At 67.1% G+C, this 16,795-nt stretch carries 4 protein-coding genes and 3 rRNA genes; 6 read left to right on the top strand and 1 reads right to left on the bottom strand.

Annotated elements, in window-relative coordinates:
- Nucleotides 1-9: 9 nt before the first annotated feature.
- Nucleotides 10-2,625 (bottom strand): alpha-glucan family phosphorylase, encoded by a 2,616-nt coding sequence (gene glgP / locus ABCQ75_RS10285; RefSeq protein WP_345885274.1) that lies wholly within the window; start codon nucleotides 2,623-2,625, stop codon nucleotides 10-12.
- Between the two features lie 185 nt (nucleotides 2,626-2,810).
- Here glgP and ABCQ75_RS10290 point away from each other — a divergent pair, with 185 nt between their 5' ends.
- The 6 genes from ABCQ75_RS10290 (at nucleotide 2,811) to rrf (ending at nucleotide 16,742) form a co-directional block, all read left to right on the top strand.
- Nucleotides 2,811-4,862, top strand: a complete 2,052-nt coding sequence (locus ABCQ75_RS10290; protein WP_427916085.1) for an alpha-1,4-glucan--maltose-1-phosphate maltosyltransferase — start codon at nucleotides 2,811-2,813, stop codon at nucleotides 4,860-4,862.
- A 77-nt stretch (nucleotides 4,863-4,939) separates the two neighbouring features.
- A complete protein-coding gene (gene treS / locus ABCQ75_RS10295; protein WP_345885276.1) occupies nucleotides 4,940-6,736 on the top strand; it encodes a maltose alpha-D-glucosyltransferase in 1,797 nt (598 codons plus the stop codon).
- A 23-nt stretch (nucleotides 6,737-6,759) separates the two neighbouring features.
- A complete protein-coding gene (glgB, locus tag ABCQ75_RS10300) occupies nucleotides 6,760-10,572 on the top strand; it encodes a 1,4-alpha-glucan branching protein GlgB (protein ID WP_345885277.1) in 3,813 nt (1,270 codons plus the stop codon).
- A 723-nt stretch (nucleotides 10,573-11,295) separates the two neighbouring features.
- Nucleotides 11,296-12,817: ribosomal RNA gene (locus ABCQ75_RS10305) — 16S ribosomal RNA — on the top strand.
- Nucleotides 12,818-13,313: 496 nt separating this feature from the next.
- Nucleotides 13,314-16,458: ribosomal RNA gene (locus tag ABCQ75_RS10310) — 23S ribosomal RNA — on the top strand.
- A 167-nt stretch (nucleotides 16,459-16,625) separates the two neighbouring features.
- Nucleotides 16,626-16,742, top strand: a 5S ribosomal RNA gene (rrf, locus tag ABCQ75_RS10315).
- The 16S, 23S and 5S rRNA genes sit together here, the layout of an rRNA operon.
- The last annotated feature ends 53 nt before the right edge of the window (nucleotides 16,743-16,795 follow it).

Consider the following 16,795-nt stretch of genomic DNA (forward strand, 5'->3'; position numbering starts at 1 on the left):
CCGCCAGGGTCAGGCGTTGACCACCAGGCCGAGCTCCGCCTTTGACGCGAGGCCCTCGTGGCGCGGGATCACCCGGACGGTGTAGCCGAAGGCACCCGAGTGGTCGATCGTGACGGCACCCGTGAAGAGGTACCGGCCGTTCCCCAGGACCTCGCTCGGCTCGAGCTCGGCCAGCGCCACGGCGGTGAGCTCGTCGGATTCGTCCACCTTGCCGTAGGCGAGCTCGACGAGCACGTCGGAGGGGTTCAGCACGCCCAGGTTGACGTAGGCGCTGATCTGGAGCTTGTCGCCGATCTGCGGGCCCTCGGAGAGCCCGCTCGAGTCGATGTGCTCGACGTGCACCTGGGACCAGTTGCTGCGGACGTTCTTGCTCCATGCAGCGAGCTCCCGCGAGCGGCGGTATCCCTCGGCCGCGGCCTTCCGGCCGCCGGCTGCTGCCGGCGTGTAGAGCTCGGAGACGTAGTCGGCGAGCATGCGGTCTGCCGAGACCCGCGGGCCGAGGTAGGAGAGGGTGTGCTTGATCATCGAGATCCAGTGGGTCGGAACCCCGCCCTCGCCCCGGGCAGAGGGCCCGGCCGCCCCCGCGGACTCGGCTCCCGTCCCGGCGCTGGAGGCGCCGTAGAAGCGCGGGGCCACCTGGTTCTCGAGGAGCTCGTAGAGGGCGGCGGCCTCGATGTCGTCCCGCTCGTGGGCGCTCGCACTGCTTCCCGCGGTCGGGATGGCCCAGCCGTTGGAGCCGTCGAAGAGCTCGTCCCACCAGCCGTCGAGGACGGAGAGGTTGAGCGAGCCGTTGATCGCGGCCTTCATGCCTGAGGTCCCGCACGCCTCGAGCGGGCGGAGCGGGTTGTTGAGCCATACGTCGCAGCCGGGGAAGAGGGTGCGCGCCATCGCGATGTCGTAGTTGGGCAGGAAGGCGATCCTGTGGCGCACTGCGGGGTCGTCCGTGAAGTGCACGAGGTCCTGGATCATCTTCTTGCCGGCATCGTCCGCCGGGTGGGACTTGCCCGCGATGACGATCTGGATGGGATGCTCCGGGTGGAGCAGGAGGCGCTTGAGCCGGGCCGGGTCGCGGAGCATGAGCGTGAGGCGCTTGTACGTGGGCACGCGGCGCGCGAACCCGATGGTGAGCACGTCCGGGTCGAGCACCGAGTCGGTCCAGGCCAGCTCCGCATCGCTCGCCCCGCGCTTGCGCCAGGCCGCACGCAGCCGGCGCCGCACGTCCTCGATGAGATGGCTGCGCAGCGTGCGGCGGATCTCCCAGAGCCGCTCGTCCGAGACGTTGAACACGACGTCCCAGCGCCCGCCCACCCCGGCGCCCGGGGCCAGGTCCTCGGCCATCGCCGTGATCTCGGGGTCCACCCACGTCGGGACGTGGACGCCGTTGGTCACGGAGGTGATCGGCACCTCGGAATGGTCGAACCCCGGCCAGAGGCCCGAGAACATGGCCCGGGAGACGCGGCCGTGGAGCTTCGCCACGCCATTGGCGCGCTGGGCCAGGCGCAGGCCCATCACCGCCATGTTGAACACGGACGGGTCGCCGCCCTCGTAGCTCTCGCGTCCCAGCTCGAGGATCCTCGAGGTCGGCACGTCCGGCGCGAGCCCGGCGTCGAAGAAGTGCTTGACCTGCGCCGCATCGAATCGGTCGATCCCGGCGGGGACCGGGGTGTGGGTCGTGAACACGGTCGACGCCCGGCCGGCCACGAGCGCCTCGTCCCACGTGAGCTCCTGGTCGCCGGCCATGAGCTCCTGGATCCGCTCCACGCCGAGGAAGCCCGCGTGGCCCTCGTTGGTGTGGAACACCTCGGGAGCGGGCCCGCCCGTGAGCCGCTGGTGGATGCGGAGGGCCTTGACGCCGCCCATGCCGAGCAGGAGCTCCTGCTGGAGGCGGTGGTCGCCGCCGCCGCCGTAGAGGCGGTCCGTGATCTGCCGGGCACCGTCATCGTTCGCGGGGACGTTGGAGTCGAGGAGGAGGAGGGGCACGCGGCCCACGTCGGCGCGCCAGATGTGCGCGTGCAGGCGCCTGCCGTTGGGCAGCGGCAGCGTCACGACGCACGGGGTGCCGTCCGCCTCCTTGAGCTGGGTCAGGGGCAGGGCGTCCGGGTCGAGGACCGGGTAGGTCTCCTGCTGCCACGCGTCGCGGGAGAGGGACTGCTTGAAGTAGCCGGACTGGTAGAGGAGGCCGACGCCGACCAGCGGCACTCCGAGGTCGGAGGCGCTCTTGAGGTGGTCGCCGGCGAGGATCCCCAGCCCGCCCGAGTACTGGGGGAGCACCTCGGTGATCCCGAACTCGGGGGAGAAGTAGGCGATGCACGCAGGAGCGTCGTCGCCGAGCCCCTGGTACCACCGGGGCTCCTCGAGGTAGCAGCGCAGGTCTTCCGCGGCGGCCTGGACGCGCGCCACGACCTCGGGGTCGAGGGCGAGCTGCTGGAGCCTCTCCCGCGTGACGAGCCCGAGGAAGCCTGCTGGGTCGTGGCGGCTCTCGGCCCAGACGTCCGGATCGAGGCCCGCGAAGAGGTCCCGGGTGGGCTGGTGCCAGGACCAGCGCAGGTTCGTGGCGAGCGTGTCGAGGGCCGCGATGGGCTCCGGGAGCACGGTCCGGACGGTGAATCTACGGATGGCCTTCACGAGCGCCACCCTAGCCGAGCCGGGAGCGTTGCTGAATAGCCGGACGTTACAGGTCGGTGAATGCCGGGCAACAGCTCCATGAGCCGCCACGCCGGCCGGTGCCACGGCGTCCGTAGTGCCGACGTCATTGCCTTCGCAATCGCACCTCGCCCGGCTATGGTGGCGACTGGACCGGCCTGACGGCCATGCCCGCTGCGAAAGGACGTCCCGTGCCTGCACTCGAGCCCAACGTTCCCGAGAAGCTCCGCTTCGGGCGCTTCCCCATCACGGATGTGACGCCCGTGGTCGAGGGGGGCGCGTTCCCGGCGAAGGCCGTGGCGGGGGAGAGCATCGCCGTCGGAGCGACGGCGTTCCGTGAGGGGCACGACCAGCTCGGCGTCAGCGCCGTCCTCTACTCGCCGCGGGGCAAGGAGAAGGAGCGCGTGCGCCTCGCCCCGGTGGGCCAGGGCCTGGACCGCTGGGAGGGCGTCCTGACCCCGACGAAGGCCGGCGACTGGGAGTTCGCCATCGAGGCGTGGCACGACCGCTACGGCACATGGCACCACAACGCGGAGGTCAAGATCGCGGCGGGGATCGACGTCGAGCTCATGCTCGCCGAGGGTGCCGCGCTCTTCGCCGAGGCCGCGGACGACGACGAGCGCGACGAGGCGGGCAGGGTCGCCTTCCGTGCGGCGTCGGCGCTCATGGCGGACGACTCCCGCTCCGTCGAGGACCGCCTGGCCGCAGGCGAGAGCGGCGAGGTGCTCGCCGCCGTCGAGCGCCTCCCGATCCGCGAGCTCGTGACGGAGTCCGAGCGCTTCCCGCTCAGAGTGGAGCGCGAGCGTGCCGGCCGCGGCTCCTGGTACGAGTTCTTCCCCCGCTCGGAGGGCGCGCACCGTGATCCCGCGACGGGCGAGTGGACCTCTGGGACGTTCCGCACGGCGGCGGAGCGCCTGCCCGCGGTCGCGGCCATGGGCTTCGACGTCATCTACCTCCCGCCCATCCACCCCATCGGGCGCGCCTTCCGGAAGGGGCCCAACAACACCCTCACCGCCGGTGCGGGGGATCCGGGCTCGCCGTGGGCGATCGGGGCCGCCGAGGGCGGGCACGACTCGATCCACCCCGACCTCGGCACGTTCGAGGACTTCGACGCCTTCGTGGCGCGGGCCCAGGAGGTCGGGCTCGAGGTCGCCCTCGACCTCGCGCTCCAGGCCTCGCCGGACCATCCGTGGGTCCAGGACCACCCCGAGTGGTTCACGACGCGCGTGGACGGCTCGATCGCGTACGCGGAGAACCCGCCCAAGAAGTACCAGGACATCTACCCGCTGAACTTCGACAACGACCCGGAGGGCCTCTCGAAGGAGATCCTGCGGATCGTGCACCTGTGGATCGACCGGGGGGTGAAGATCTTCCGGGTGGACAACCCGCACACCAAGCCGGTGTGGTTCTGGGAGTGGCTGATCGGCAAGGTCAACCGCAAGGACCCGGACGTCGTCTTCCTCGCCGAGGCGTTCACGCGGCCGGCCATGATGAAGGCCCTGGGGCGCGCGGGCTTCCAGCAGTCCTACACGTACTTCACGTGGCGGAACACGCGCCCCGAGCTCGAGGAGTTCCTCACGATGATCTCGAAGGAGTGGGCGCCGTTCTACCGGCCCAACTTCTTCGTCAACACCCCGGACATCCTCACGGAGTACCTCCAGTTCGGCGGCAGGCCCGCCTTCAGGATCCGGGCGGTGCTCGCCGCGACCGCGAGCCCCACGTGGGGCGTGTACGCCGGCTACGAGCTGTTCGAGCACGTGGCCCGCCCGGGGGCCGAGGAGTACATCGACAACGAGAAGTACGAGTACAAGGAGCGGGACTGGGCCGGCGAGGAGGCCGCGGGCCGCTCGCTCGCCCCGTACCTCACGCGCCTGAACGAGATCCGCCGCGCGCACCCGGCGCTCATGGACCTGCAGAACCTCACGCTGCACTCGAGCACGGACGACGCAACGGTGGTGTTCTCGAAGCACAAGGTGCTCCCGGACGGCGCCAAGGACACCGTCATCGTCGTCGTGAACGTGGACCCGCACTCGACGCGCGAGTCCACGGTGACCCTGGACCTCGCGGCGCTCGGCCTGGACCCCGAGCTCTACGGGGACGACGGGCGCTTCCGCGTCGACGACCTCCTCACCGGCCAGTCGTGGCGGTGGGGCGAGCACAACTACGTGCGCCTCGACGCCCATGTCGAGCCCGCCCACATTCTCCACGTGCGCCGCTAGCCACAGCACAGGGCCGGCGCTAGCGTTGCGTAGACCCCACCCCGACCGTTCCGTGCGTTGAAGGAGTCCCCCCGCAGATGAACATCGGCCAGCAGGCGTCGCAGAATTTCAGCTTCAATGCCCCGGGGCTCCAGCATGATCCCCACTGGTACCGGAAGGCGGTGTTCTACGAGGTCCTCGTGCGGGCCTTCTCGGACGCCAACGGGGACGGCTCGGGCGACATCCAGGGGCTCATCGACCGGCTCGACTACCTGCAGTGGCTTGGCGTGGACTGCCTGTGGCTCCCACCGTTCTTCGAGTCGCCGCTGCGCGACGGCGGCTACGACGTCTCCGACTACGAGTCTGTGCTGCCCGAGTTCGGCTCGATCAGCGACTTCCAGCGGCTCGTCGCCGAGGCCCATGCGCGGGGCGTGCGGATCATCATCGACCTGCCGCTCAACCACACCTCGGACCAGCACCGCTGGTTCCAGGAGTCACGTCGGGACCCGGATGGGCCGTACGGCGACTTCTACGTCTGGAGCGACACGGACGAGAAGTACCAGGATGCGCGCATCATCTTCATCGACACCGAGGAGTCGAACTGGACGTTCGACCCGATCCGGCGGCAGTTCTTCTGGCACCGCTTCTTCAGCCACCAGCCGGACCTGAACTTCGAGAACCCGGCCGTGGTCGAGGCGGTGTTCAACGTCTTCAAGTTCTGGCTGGACCAGGGGGTGGACGGCATCCGGGCGGACGCGATCCCGTACCTCTTCGAGGAGGACGGGACGAACTGCGAGAACCTCCCGGCCACGCACGAGTTCCTGCGGAAGCTGCGCGAGTTCATGGACCGCAACTACCCGGGGCGCATCATCATCGCCGAGGCCAACCAGCCGCCGCACGAGGTGGTCGAGTACTTCGGGTCCGCGGAGGCGCCGGAGTGCCACATGGCGTTCCACTTCCCGATCATGCCGCGCCTGTACTACGCCCTCCGCGACCAGCGCGCCCAGCCGATCATCGACACGATGGTGGACACGCCGTCGATCCCCGCCGGCGCGCAGTGGGGCACGTTCCTGCGCAACCACGACGAGCTCACGCTCGAGATGGTGACTGTCGAGGAGCGCGAGGCCATGCTGGGCTGGTACGCCTCGGACCCGCGCATGCGCGCCAACGTCGGAATCAGGCGGCGCCTCGCGCCGCTCCTGGACAACTCGCGCGGGGAGATCGAGCTCATCAACGCGCTCCTGCTCTCGCTCCCGGGGAGCCCCTTCCTCTACTACGGGGACGAGATCGGCATGGGAGACAACATCTGGCTCGAGGACCGCGACGCGGTCCGGACGCCCATGCAGTGGAACCCGGACCGCAACGCCGGCTTCTCCACCGCGGACCCCGGCAAGCTCTACCTGCCCACCATCCAGTCCCTCGTGTACAACTACGGGATGGCCAACGTGGAGGCGGAGATGGCGCACTCCGGGTCGCTCCTGCGGTGGACGCGGAACATCCTCGGCGTGCGCCGCGCGCACCCCGTGTTCGGCCTCGGCTCGTACCGCAACGTCCCTGCGCAGAGCGAGCACGTCCTCGCCTACCTGCGCGAGCTGGGGGAGGACGAGGTGCACGGCGAGCGCGGCGAGACCGTGCTGTGCGTCTTCAACCTGGCCGGCCACCCGGTGGCCACAGCCCTGTCCCTTCCCGGCTACGAGGGCCGCGGCCTGCGGGACCTCTTCGGCGGCGAGCCCTTCTCCGAGGTCGGGCCGGACGGCCGGTTCCACGTCACGCTCGGCCCGCACGGCTATTTCTGGCTGCGGTTGCGCAACGTGGCCTCGGTCCCCACGAGCCCGCTGACCACGGCACTGCCCGTCGTCGTCCCCGAGCCGGTGCCGGGGGAGCTGGTGGAATGACGGACGCCCACAAGGAGGAGCCCATGCTCGCCCCGTCCCTCGATGACCACCTCGAGCGCTGGCTTCCCGGGCAGCGCTGGTACCCGGCGAAGGGCCGCGAGGCCACGTTCGCGCGCGCGGGCAGGGTCCGCCTCGAGGACCCGGACGGCCGGGTCGGCATCGAGATCCAGCTCGTCCGGGTGACCGCCGGGAAGCTCGAGGTCACGCTCAACGTACCGCTCACGTTCCGCTCTGCCCCGCTTGCCGGCGCGGAGCACGCCCTCGTCGGCCGCAGCCACGAGCCGTCGCTCGGTGAGCGCTGGATCTACGACGGAGTGTACGACCCGGTATTCGTCGCCGCGCTCGTGCGCCTCATGGAGGCGGGCGGGAGCGTCAGCGGAGAGGGCACGACGGCGGTCGGCCGGCTGAGCGGGGGCGGGAGCCTCCCGTCGGGCGGCCTCGTGTCCTCGGTGCTGCGGGGCGAGCAGTCGAACTCGTCCATCATCGTCCGTTCGGATGCAGGCGACGCGATGATCAAGGTCTTCCGGCAGCTGGCCGAGGGCCTCAATCCCGAAGTCGAGCTCGGGGCAGCCCTCGCGCGCACCCATTCGACGGACGTGGCGACGGCGCTCGGCTGGGTCGACGCCGAGTGGCGCACGCCGGAAGGCCGCAGCGCGAAGGGGCAGATCGCCGTCGTGCACGAATTCCTCGCGGGGGGGACGGACCTGTGGGGGGTGGCCCTCGACGCCGCCATCCAGGGCCGGCCGATCGACGCCGAGGCGCGCGGGCTGGGAGCGGCGACGGCGCGCGTCCACGCAGCGCTCGGGGAGGCCCTGGGCACCACGACCCTGAGCGGGCACGAGGCTGAGGAGTATGCGGCGGCGCTCACATCCCGCCTCCGCGCCGCGTGGGAGGAAGTCCGCGGGAGCGTGGGAGTGCCGGACGAGGCGCTCGAGGCCCTCCTGCGCTCGCTCGAGGGCTCGGTGGACGGGCTCCCGGTGCAGCGGGTGCACGGCGACTTCCACCTGGGCCAGGTCCTGTTCTTCCCCGAGGCCGAGCGGCAGTTCGCCATCCTCGACTTCGAGGGCGAGCCGCTGCGGCCAGTCTCCGAGCGCAGCCGCCCAGACACGCCCCTGCGGGATGTGGTGGGCATGCTGCGGTCATTCGACTACGCCGCGGGCGCCGCGGAGCGGACCGACCAGGCCGCCCGCGTGACGCGTGCCTGGGCGGACGCCGTGAGCCAGGCGTTCTGGGAGGGGTACGCCTCGGTGGCCGGGGGCGAGGAGCCGTTCGGGTCTGCGCTCTTCGCGGCCCTGTGGCTGGACAAGGCGCTCTACGAGGTCTCCTACGAGGAGCGGAACCGGCCAGCGTGGGCCGAGATCCCTCTCCGGGCAGTGCGCACGGCCCTCGCGCCGTGGGCCCCCGCCTACACGCCAAGCAGTTCACGAGCGACGCGCACCCCGCAGGCGGCCCCGGCCGTCCGGGGCGCCGAAGGGGCTGCGGCAGCGCGGCCTGGAGAGGAGACGGAGATGGCACGTGCACAGGAGGAGGCGGCGCGCCTTGCTGCCCGGACGGAGGCCGCCGCGGTGCCGCTTCCGACCGGCACCGTCCCGGGTGCCGGGGAGCGGGAGCCGATCCAGGTCGGGGCCGACGTCCTGGGCAGGGTCGCAGCGGGGGAGTTCCACGCCCCCCACGCCGTGCTCGGTGCGCACCTCGACGGCGAAGGCACGGTGACGATCCGGACCCTCAAGCACCTCGCGGCCGGCGTCACGGCGATCACGCCGGCCGGCCGGATCCCGCTCCGCCACGAGGCACACGGCGTGTGGGTGGGCACGGTTCCCGAGGCGGAGGAGGGCCACGTCCCGGACTACCGCCTCGAGGTCGAGTACGGGGAGGGCCACTTCGTCCTCGTGGACGATCCCTACCGGTACATGCCCAGCATCGGCGAACTGGACCTCCACCTCATCGGAGAGGGCCGGCACGAGGAACTCTGGAAGGTGCTCGGCGCGCGGGTCGAGCGGCACCACTCGGTGCTCGGCGACATCGAGGGCACCGCCTTCGCGGTGTGGGCGCCGAACGCCCAGGCCGTGCAGGTCCGTGGCGACTTCAACGGGTGGGACGGTCGCGAGCACGCCATGCGCAGCCTCGGCTCCTCGGGAGTGTGGGAGGTCTTCGTCCCAGGCGTTGTAGCAGGGGCGTGCTACAAGTTCGGGATCCGCACCCGCTCCGGCCACTGGGTGGAGCGGGCGGATCCCATGGCCTTCGGCACCGAGGTCCCCCCGAAGACCGCCTCCCGCGTTGTCGAGTCCCGCTACGCGTTCCAGGACGCCGACTGGATGGAGGCGCGGGCAGCCCACGATCCCTACCAGAGCCCCATGAGCGTGTATGAGGTCCACCTCGGCTCGTGGCGGCCCGGGCTCGGATACCGGGAGCTCGCAGAGCAGCTCGTCGAGTACGTGACCTGGATGGGCTTCACGCACGTGGAGTTCATGCCCGTGGCCGAGCACCCGTTCGGCGGATCCTGGGGGTACCAGGTCACGAGCTACTACGCGCCGTCCTCCCGGTTCGGGCACCCCGACGACTTCAAGTACCTCGTAGACCGGCTGCACCAGGCCGGCATCGGCGTGATCGTCGACTGGGTTCCGGCGCACTTCCCGAAGGACGAGTGGGCGCTCGCCAAGTTCGACGGCGAGGCCTTGTACGAGCATGCGGACCCGCAGCAGGGTGAGCACCCTGACTGGGGGACGCTGATCTTCAACTTCGGGCGCACCGAGGTGCGGAACTTCCTCGTCGCGAACGCGCTGTACTGGCTCGAGGAGTACCACGTCGACGCCCTCCGAGTGGACGCCGTTGCCTCCATGCTCTACCTCGACTACTCACGCGAAGAGGGCCAGTGGCGCCCCAACCAGTACGGCGGGCGAGAGAACCTCGAGGCAATCTCCTTCCTCCAGGAGGCGAACGCCACGGCCTACAAGCGCAACCCGGGCATCATCACGATCGCCGAGGAGTCCACGGCCTTCCCCGGTGTCACGAAGCCCACGTCGGTGAACGGCCTCGGGTTCGGCTTCAAGTGGAACATGGGCTGGATGCACGACTCGCTCCAGTACATGGGCGAGGACCCGGTCAACCGGAAGTGGCACCACAACACCATGACCTTCTCCCTCGTCTACGCGTTCAGCGAGAACTTCGTTCTGCCGATCAGCCACGACGAGGTCGTGCACGGCAAGGGCTCGATGCTGCGCAAGATGCCCGGCGACCGCTGGCAGCAGCTCGCGAGCCTGCGCGCCTTCTACGCCTTCCAGTGGGCCCACCCGGGCAAGCAGCTGATCTTCATGGGCTGCGAGTTCGGCCAGGAGGGGGAGTGGAACGAAGAGCACGGCCTCGACTGGTGGCTCGCTGACATGGAGCCGCACCGGGGGCTGCAGCTGCTCATCCGCGAGCTCAACGCGATCTACCGTCGCACGCCCGCTCTCTACGAGAAGGACCACGAGCCCGCCGGGTACGAGTGGATCCGCGGCGACGACGCGGACCACAACGTGCTCTCCTTCATCCGCTGGTCCGAGGACGGGACCCCGCTCGTGTGCCTCGCCAACTTCGGAGGGAACCCGCATATCGACTACACGGTGGGGCTCCCGCAGGCCGGCCGCTGGCGGGAGGTCCTCAATACGGACAGCAGCGAGTACGGCGGCTCGGGCGTCGTCAACGGTGGCCTTGTGGTCGCCGAAGACAGGGCCTGGGACGGCAAGCCCGCGGCCGCAGTGCTCACGCTGCCGCCACTCGGGGTCGTGTACCTCGCGCCGGATGTCGAGGGAGCGGTCGACGCGCCTCCTGCAGCTGGAGCCAGCGCCGGCGCGTGAGGGAGCGCGTGAGGGAGTCTGCCTGACGAGGCAGCAAGCGCATCTGCCTGAAGAGGCGGGGGCCGTGTGGAGGAGCGGGCCCGTGTGGACGAGTGGGCCCGTCTGGACGAGTAGCCCTGTCTGAGGGAACAGAAGAGGGGGTGCGTCCGAATCGGGCGCGCCCCCTGCTCGCGCGACGGTCCTCCTCTGCCCGCGGTCCCACCTGCTGTGGGCAGGCTCTGCACTTGCCTCTCGCCCTGCGGGTGGCTCCTGCCCTGCGCCCTGCGGGCGGCGCGGAGTGTCTCCGACCCGGCGCCCCGCGGCCAGATGCAGCGGCTGACGTCCGGCAGTGGGGGCGGGCCTCAGTTCGGTTGGCGCTTCCCCGACCATGGTGGTAGAGTTCTATCCCGCGCCGGAAACCGGGAAGGATCCCGAACGGCGCGCACGTTCCACAGAATCAAAGGATCGCCTCGTGCCGGGATCGGCCGATTTGACTCCGAGGATCCGGAACGGTAGGTTAGAGAAGTTGCTCCGGGAGGGGCCAGCGCGGTTGCGGTGGTTTTACCGGTAGCGTTCTGTTGTTTGAGAACTCAATAGTGTGCCAAGTTCGTTGATGCCATTTTTTTGGTTGATACATTGGGCGGCCTGCCCACCCCCGTGGGTGTGGTCGTCTTGTTTTTGCCAGTTTTGGATTTGCTGGCCGGGGTGGGCGTTTTCCCGTCTGTCCGGCTGGTTTCTGTTTTTTTGACGGAGAGTTTGATCCTGGCTCAGGATGAACGCTGGCGGCGTGCTTAACACATGCAAGTCGAACGATGAAGCCCTTTCGGGGGTGGATTAGTGGCGAACGGGTGAGTAACACGTGAGCAACCTGCCCTTGACTCTGGGATAAGCCTGGGAAACTGGGTCTAATACCGGATAGTACTCCTCATCGCATGGTGGGGGGTGGAAAGCCTTGTGCGGTCTTGGATGGGCTCGCGGCCTATCAGCTTGTTGGTGGGGTGATGGCCTACCAAGGCGACGACGGGTAGCCGGCCTGAGAGGGTGACCGGCCACACTGGGACTGAGACACGGCCCAGACTCCTACGGGAGGCAGCAGTGGGGAATATTGCACAATGGGCGGAAGCCTGATGCAGCGACGCCGCGTGGGGGATGACGGCCTTCGGGTTGTAAACCCCTTTCAGTAGGGAAGAAGCGCAAGTGACGGTACCTGCAGAAGAAGCGCCGGCTAACTACGTGCCAGCAGCCGCGGTAATACGTAGGGCGCGAGCGTTATCCGGAATTATTGGGCGTAAAGAGCTCGTAGGCGGCTTGTCGCGTCTGCTGTGAAAGCCCGGGGCTCAACCCCGGGTCTGCAGTGGGTACGGGCAGGCTGGAGTGCAGTAGGGGAGACTGGAATTCCTGGTGTAGCGGTGAAATGCGCAGATATCAGGAGGAACACCGATGGCGAAGGCAGGTCTCTGGGCTGTAACTGACGCTGAGGAGCGAAAGCATGGGGAGCGAACAGGATTAGATACCCTGGTAGTCCATGCCGTAAACGTTGGGCACTAGGTGTGGGGGCCATTCCACGGTTTCTGCGCCGCAGCTAACGCATTAAGTGCCCCGCCTGGGGAGTACGGCCGCAAGGCTAAAACTCAAAGGAATTGACGGGGGCCCGCACAAGCGGCGGAGCATGCGGATTAATTCGATGCAACGCGAAGAACCTTACCAAGGCTTGACATGTGCCGGACCGTCCCAGAGATGGGGCTTCCCTTCGGGGCCGGTTCACAGGTGGTGCATGGTTGTCGTCAGCTCGTGTCGTGAGATGTTGGGTTAAGTCCCGCAACGAGCGCAACCCTCGTTCCATGTTGCCAGCACTTCGGGTGGGGACTCATGGGAGACTGCCGGGGTCAACTCGGAGGAAGGTGGGGACGACGTCAAATCATCATGCCCCTTATGTCTTGGGCTTCACGCATGCTACAATGGCCGGTACAAAGGGTTGCGATACTGTGAGGTGGAGCCAATCCCAGAAAGCCGGTCTCAGTTCGGATTGGGGTCTGCAACTCGACCCCATGAAGTCGGAGTCGCTAGTAATCGCAGATCAGCAACGCTGCGGTGAATACGTTCCCGGGCCTTGTACACACCGCCCGTCAAGTCACGAAAGTCGGTAACACCCGAAGCCGGTGGCCCAACCCCTTGTGGGAGGGAGCCGTCGAAGGTGGGACTGGCGATTGGGACTAAGTCGTAACAAGGTAGCCGTACCGGAAGGTGCGGCTGGATCACCTCCTTTCTAAGGAGCCCCTCGCATCTGGGGTGCCGGCCTGCACAGGCCGGTGCGTCCGGTGCCAGGTGAATGCCCGCTGCGGGAGCGCATGTCTTCCGGTGGGTGCTCATGGGTGGAACGTCAACGGATTCGTGGCCCGTGCCCTGCACGGTGTGCCCTGTGCGCCAGTACGCCCTCCCCGGCCTTGTCGGGGTGGGCTGGAGAGCGCGGGGGTGCCCGGGTGGGGGTGGGGTCCTTGGCACGCTGTTGGGTCCTGGGGCAACAGCCCTGGTGGCTGCCTTCCTGGGCTGCGGTGCGCTGTGCGCGCGCCGTGGTGCGGGTCGAGTGGTTTGTTGTTTGAGAACTGTATAGTGGACGCGAGCATCTAGCAATTTCTTCTGCCGCGTCGCCGTTTGTCCCTGTTCCCGGGCGTGTCCCGGGGCCGGGGCGGGGTGGCGCGGTGTTGTTTTGCCGAATTGAATTTGTAGGGCGCCCCGTGTGGGTGTCCTTGGTTTTCTTCTGTGTTGAAGTTTCCAAGGGCGCACGGTGGATGCCTTGGCATCGGGAGCCGATGAAGGACGTGGGAATCTGCGATAAGCCTGGGGGAGTCGATAACCGGACTGTGATCCCAGGGTGTCCGAATGGGGAAACCCCGCCATGCGCCGAGAGGTGGTGTGGTGACCTGCCGTTGAACGCATAGACGGTGTGGGGGGAACGCGGGGAAGTGAAACATCTCAGTACCCGCAGGAAGAGAAAACAACAGTGATTCCGTCAGTAGTGGCGAGCGAACGCGGATGGGGCCAAACCCGGCGTGCGTGATACCCGGCAGGGGTTGCGCGTCGGGGGTTGTGGGGCTCTGCTTCGGTCATCTGCCGGTGGCCGGGGGTGTGGTGCAGGAGTGTAGGCGAACGGTCTTGAACGGCCGGCCGGAGAGGGTGTGAGTCCCGTAGCCGTAACGCTTGTCTGCCGCCCTTGCGGATGTCCCCAAGTAGCACGGGGCCCGAGGAATCCCGTGCGAATCTGTCAGGACCACCTGATAAGCCTGAATACTACCCGATGACCGATAGCGGACCAGTACCGTGAGGGAAAGGTGAAAAGTACCCCGGGAGGGGAGTGAAACAGTACCTGAAACCGTGCGCCTACAAACCGTCAGAGCCGGCTGCGCCCTTGGGCGCTGTACCGGTGATGGCGTGCCTTTTGAAGAATGAGCCTGCGAGTTAGTGCCATGTCGCGAGGTTAACCCGTGTGGGGGAGCCGTAGCGAAAGCGAGTCTGAACAGGGCGTTCAGTGGCGTGGTCTAGACCCGAAGCGGAGTGATCTACCCATGGCCAGGTTGAAGCGACGGTAAGACGTCGTGGAGGACCGAACCCACTTCAGTTGAAAATGGAGGGGATGAGCTGTGGGTAGGGGTGAAAGGCCAATCAAACTCCGTGATAGCTGGTTCTCCCCGAAATGCATTTAGGTGCAGCGTTGCGTGTTTCTTGCCGGAGGTAGAGCTACTGGATGGCCGATGGGCCCCACAAGGTTACTGACGTCAGCCAAACTCCGAATGCCGGCAAGTGAGAGCGCAGCAGTGAGACTGCGGGGGATAAGCTTCGTAGTCGAGAGGGAAACAGCCCAGACCACCGGCTAAGGCCCCCAAGCGTGTGCTAAGTGGGAAAGGATGTGGAGTTGCCCAGACAACCAGGAGGTTGGCTTAGAAGCAGCCACCCTTGAAAGAGTGCGTAATAGCTCACTGGTCAAGTGATTCCGCGCCGACAATGTAGCGGGGCTCAAGCACACCGCCGAAGCCGTGGCAGTCCCACGTGAACCCTAGCCTTCGTGGTTCAGGGGTGGGGCTGGGTAGGGGAGCGTCGTGCGGGCAGCGAAGCCGCCGGGTGACCGAGTGGTGGAGGCCGCACGAGTGAGAATGCAGGCATGAGTAGCGAAAGACGGGTGGGAAACCCGTCCGCCGGATGATCAAGGGTTCCAGGGTCAAGCTAATCTGCCCTGGGTAAGTCGGGACCTAAGGCGAGGCCGACAGGCGTAGTCGATGGACAACGGGTTGATATTCCCGTACCGGCGAAGGACCGCCCATGCCGGACAGCCGATGCTGACCGCCCAATCCCCCCCACCGCGGGTCCTTCGGGACCTGCACCGGGGGGTGCGCGCGGGACCCAGAGCTGCGAGGCAAGCGTATTAACAGGTGTGACGCAGGAAGGCAGCCCGGCCAGGCGATGGTAGACCTGGTCCAAGGATGTAGGGCGCGCGGCAGGCAAATCCGCCGCGCACGAAGCCTGAGATCTGACGGGACCCCCTCACGGGGGGATCGGGTGATCCTATGCTGCCGAGAAAAGCATCGACGCGAGGTCCCAGCCGCCCGTACCCCAAACCGACACAGGTGATCAGGTAGAGAATACCAAGGCGATCGAGAGAATCACGGTCAAGGAACTCGGCAAAATGCCCCCGTAACTTCGGGAGAAGGGGGACCCCAACCGTGAACCGCACGCGCTGCGGGGAGCGGGTAGGGGTCGCAGAGACCAGGGGGAAGCGACTGTTTACTAAAAACACAGGTCCGTGCGAAGTCGCAAGACGATGTATACGGACTGACTCCTGCCCGGTGCTGGAAGGTTAAGAGGACCCGTCAGCTCTTCGGAGCGAAGCGGAGAATTCAAGCCCCAGTAAACGGCGGTGGTAACTATAACCATCCTAAGGTAGCGAAATTCCTTGTCGGGTAAGTTCCGACCTGCACGAATGGAGTAACGACTTCCCCGCTGTCTCGACCGTGAACTCGGCGAAATTGCACTACGAGTAAAGATGCTCGTTACGCGCAGCAGGACGGAAAGACCCCGAGACCTTCACTATAGTTTGGTATTGGTGTTCGGAGCGGCTTGTGTAGGATAGGTGGGAGACTGTGAAGCCCGGACGCCAGTCCGGGTGGAGTCATCGTTGAAATACCACTCTGGTCGCTTTGGACATCTAACCTCGGCCCGTGATCCGGGTCAGGGACAGTGCCTGATGGGTAGTTTAACTGGGGCGGTTGCCTCCCAAAGGGTAACGGAGGCGCCCAAAGGTCCCCTCAGCCTGGTCGGCAACCAGGTGTCGAGTGCAAGTGCACAAGGGGGCTTGACTGTGAGAGAGGCATCTCGAGCAGGGACGAAAGTCGGGACTAGTGATCCGGCGGCACCTCGTGGAAGGGCCGTCGCTCAACGGATAAAAGGTACCTCGGGGATAACAGGCTGATCTTGCCCAAGAGTCCATATCGACGGCATGGTTTGGCACCTCGATGTCGGCTCGTCGCATCCTGGGGCTGGAGTAGGTCCCAAGGGTTGGGCTGTTCGCCCATTAAAGCGGTACGCGAGCTGGGTTTAGAACGTCGTGAGACAGTTCGGTCCCTATCCGCTGCGCGCGCAGGAAATCTGAGAAGGGCTGTCCTCAGTACGAGAGGACCGGGACGGACGAACCTCTGGTGTGCCAGTTGTACCGCCAGGTGCACGGCTGGTTGGCTACGTTCGGATGGGATAACCGCTGAAAGCATCTAAGCGGGAAGCCCGCTTCAAGATGAGATTTCCATGGACCTCTGGTCCGAGAGGCCCCCAGCAGACCACTGGGTTGATAGGCCGGACGTGGAAGCAAGGACTGAAGACTTGCGAAGCCGACCGGTACTAATAGGCCGACAACCTCAACACACCACCCCCACACCCGGGGGTGCGGAGAGAACACTGCCACGCGTCCACTCTACGGTCCCCAGACAACAAACCCCCCGCCCCCCGGGGGAGCCGCCACAACCGAATACAGTCCGACCACGGACCCACACGCTTCCCACCCCGCCACCGGCGGGGACGGGACACAGGGTTACGGCGGTCATAGCGTGGGGGAAACGCCCGGTCCCATTCCGAACCCGGAAGCTAAGACCCACAGCGCCGATGGTACTGCACCCGAGAGAGTGTGGGAGAGTAGGACACCGCCGGACAACCATTCACGAGGACCCCCACCACACGGTGGGGGTCCTCACCACTTAACCAA

Source organism: Sinomonas halotolerans (assembly GCF_039615075.1).
GTDB classification, from domain to species: Bacteria; Actinomycetota; Actinomycetes; order Actinomycetales; family Micrococcaceae; genus Sinomonas; species Sinomonas halotolerans.